The sequence below is a fragment of the Moraxella sp. CTOTU47724 genome (assembly GCF_032014955.1).
Taxonomy (GTDB): Bacteria; Pseudomonadota; Gammaproteobacteria; order Pseudomonadales; family Moraxellaceae; genus Faucicola; species Faucicola tetraodonis.
Genome location: NZ_DALZSV010000099.1, coordinates 1 through 3,380, shown reverse-complemented (window position 1 = coordinate 3,380; position 3,380 = coordinate 1). Strand labels below are relative to the sequence as shown.

General features: G+C 41.3%; 3 protein-coding genes. 2 read left to right on the top strand and 1 reads right to left on the bottom strand.

Annotated elements, in window-relative coordinates; genetic code table 11:
* The first annotated feature begins 430 nt into the window (after nt 1-430).
* The gene (locus RTR63_RS11630) at nt 431-1,213 is read left to right on the top strand and encodes a helix-turn-helix transcriptional regulator (protein ID WP_312524418.1); all 783 of its coding nucleotides are present in this window, start codon (nt 431-433) and stop codon (nt 1,211-1,213) included.
* Here the strand turns inward: RTR63_RS11630 and leuA are convergent.
* Complete coding sequence (gene leuA, locus RTR63_RS11625; protein WP_312524416.1) at nt 1,200-2,870, bottom strand: 2-isopropylmalate synthase; 1,671 nt, start codon at nt 2,868-2,870, stop codon at nt 1,200-1,202. The two genes, RTR63_RS11630 and leuA, sit on opposite strands and share 14 nt — an antisense overlap.
* A 223-nt stretch (nt 2,871-3,093) precedes the next feature.
* Between leuA and RTR63_RS11620 the strand changes: the two genes are divergently transcribed.
* The coding region (locus tag RTR63_RS11620; RefSeq protein WP_312524414.1) for an aspartate/glutamate racemase family protein at nt 3,094-3,380 on the top strand (287 nt) is incomplete at its 3' end.

Genomic DNA, 3,380 nt, shown 5'->3' with positions numbered 1-3,380 from the left:
TATGCGCCTTGGGATAGTTAAACATTTCCTGTGTTATATAAGTTTGATATATATTTGAAAAAATTGATTTTAAAATATTATTTAACATAATCAAAGTTGGTTAAAGTGGAGCCTTAAGACTCCACTTGCAGAAGATTCAATAAATTATTGCAACCGCTGACATGATAATAATACCTGCTATAATCGATAGCATCGACATGGTCGCTGAATACACATATTTATCGTTCATTTTATCTCTCCATAGAAAGGCTAATAGCCATATCCCAAACAGTTTTGATAAAAGCAAATATTTACACCAGCTAGATTGAGTCAAAGGTGGGCCATAAAAGGGCGTAAAGCTAAACACTACATTGGAGAGCTTAAACATTTTTCAAGTATAATGGACGTGAAAACTTTTAGCATTGTTAAGCCATTGAATTGACTATAGCATATGTACTTTCAATCTTTACAGCCTCAACAGCCATTAAGCATTGTTGAAAAGCATTACGAAACAGGGATGTGTGAGCCATTGCACAGCCATGTCTGTCATCAGCTGATTATTGTCAAACATGGCTTTATCCGGGTGACAACGCCTAACGGTCAATTTGCCATTACCCAAAATCGGGGAATATGGCTGACACAAGGTACGGAACATCACCTAACTATTTTAAAGAATACCCAAGTCTTATCTGCTTTTATTGAGCCGCTGACAAGGGCGGATTTACTTAACCGCAGTCAAGTGGTGGCGATAAGCGAGTTATTGCAAGCGTTGCTTAGCAGTGCCGTTGGTATTAACAGTCATTATCAAACCAATACCCGTGAAGCTTGGATCGTTGAGCTGATACTTGATGAACTTCGATGTTTAACACCGCTCGCAGAATTTGAAGTACCACAGCCCACTTTGCCTGAATATCGAGCCTTGCTTGAAAAAATTAGCGAGCGACTTTCTCATCCATGGGCACTTGCTGATATTGCCCACCTACTTAACATCAGTGAACGCACCGTATCACGGCAATTTACTCAGCAAACAGGGTTAAGCTTTATTGAATGGCTAAGACGGCTAAGGTTGCAGCACAGCCTTGAGCTATTATTGCAAGGTCAAAGCGTAGTCGATGTGTCATTAGCTGTTGGCTATGACAGCCCTAGTGCGTTTAGTACCGCGTTTAAACAACGCATTGGGCTATCACCGACCCAATACGTTGCTGGGTATCAGCAGAACTTTAACCATGTATAAGTTGCTTTTCTAAGGCATTAATTACCGCCTGCATGGACGTTTTTGCGACATCATCGCCAATCGCCACCCCATAAAACCGCTTATCATCTTCTGTTAGCACCACATAACAAATCGCTTGGCTATCGCTGGCTTTACCTAGACTATGCTCATCATACTGTTCGATGCTAAATCGTCTATCAAAATGGCTGTTAATCGCATTTACAAAGGCAGAGAGTATGCCATTGCCTATACCGTCAATTATTAACTCATTTGGGTTAGAAAATTCAACCGTTAAATGGTAGTCACTGGCATTGTTTTTCCCAGTAAAGCCTTGTACTTGATAGCCTGCTTGCTGAGGTAAGTTTAAGCCATAGCTGTTTTTAAATAGTTGCCAAATCTCAGCCATACTGGCTTCTTTTTCATGTTGGTGGGTGAAGTCTTTAACCCTTTGGCTAAAGTCCAGCTGAAACGTACGGGGTAATTTGATGCCATGATGGGTTTCAAGCAGCCACGCTGCGCCACTTTTACCGGATTGGCTATTTACCCGTATCACTGCTTCATAGGTTGCACCAATGTCTTTTGGGTCAATAGTAAAATACGGCACATTCCAAACACTGTTTGGATTTTCTTGACGTTTAGCGAAACCCTTTTTAATCGCATCTTGGTGAGAACCGCTAAAGGCAGTAAATACGAGTTCACCGACATACGGATGTCGTGGATGAATCGGCAGCTCATTGCAATAGGTCATTACATTAGCAGTTTGTTGAAGATTTGAAAAATCTAAGTTGGGATAAATGCCCTGGGTATATAGATTTAACGCAAGTGTTACCAAATCAACATTGCCCGTACGTTCACCATTACCAAATAGACAGCCTTCGACTCGGGTTGCTCCTGCAAGCATGGCAAGTTCAGCGCAGGCTACCCCGGTGCCCCTGTCATTATGCGGATGAATACTAATCGTAATATGCGATAAATCCGAAAAATTTTGAATAAACCATTCAATTTGATCGGCATACACATTGGGCGTATTCATCTCAACCGTGGCAGGTAGATTGATAATCATAGGTCGTTTAGCCGTCGGTTGCCAAACGTCTTTAACCGCTTCACAAATCTTTAAGGCAAAGTCCCGCTCAGTAAAGCAGAAAGTTTCTGGTGAATACTCAAATTGCCATTGGGTATTGGGATTTTGCTCACAATGCTGTTTAACTAACTTTGCCCCATTTACTGCTAATTCTATGGTACTGGCTTTGTCTTGGTTAAACACCACGTCACGAAAGACAGGGGCAGTGGCATTGTATAAATGGACAATTGCTTTGGATGCGCCTTGCAATGCGCCAAAGGTCTTGGCAATAAGTTCAGGACGTGATTGGGTAATGACTTGAATCCATACATCGTTAGGAATAAGCTTGTCATCAATTAACTGTCGTACAAAGTTAAAATCGGTTTCAGATGCGGAAGGAAAAGCCACTTCAATTTCTTTAAAGCCAATCGCCACCAAATGATTGAATAAATACAACTTTTTGTCCGTATCCATAGGATTAATTAAGGCTTGGTTGCCATCTCTTAAGTCAGATGAGCACCAGCGCGGGGCAGTAGTAAGCTGGTTGTTGCACCAGGTTCGGGTGGGAAAAGGCTCAATGGTAAAGCGCTGGTATTTGGTTTGAGGATTGGTTAGCATGGTTGTCTCCTTTTTAGGTTAAAACCATGCTATCGAAGTTTTAGTGGTGATGCCTTCGAGTTTCGGACAGGATTCTTTGCTAGTGGTTTTCGGCAAATAATTGTGATGTTTAAACCACCCACACAATTTTGAAATTTAAAAAACAACTGTATCGGGCATTAACTATTAAATTACCCTATAGTAGTAGCCAATTAAAATAGGAACTAACCATAGGCATCATCATATGAAATTACTCGGCATCATTGGCGGCATGAGTACCGCTAGTAGTCTTAACTACTACCAAAAAATCAATGAACAAATCAATCAACGTCTTGGCGCTAATCATGGGGCTAGACTGGTTATTTATAATCTCGACTTTGAAGAAATTGCCCAACTACAAAAACAAGGCAACTGGCAACAAGCAGGTGAAATATTAGCGGATGCTGCAAAACGCTTAGTACTCGCAGGCGTTGATGGAATCTTACTTGCCACCAATACCATGCACAAAGTCGCTGAGTTCATCACAGATGC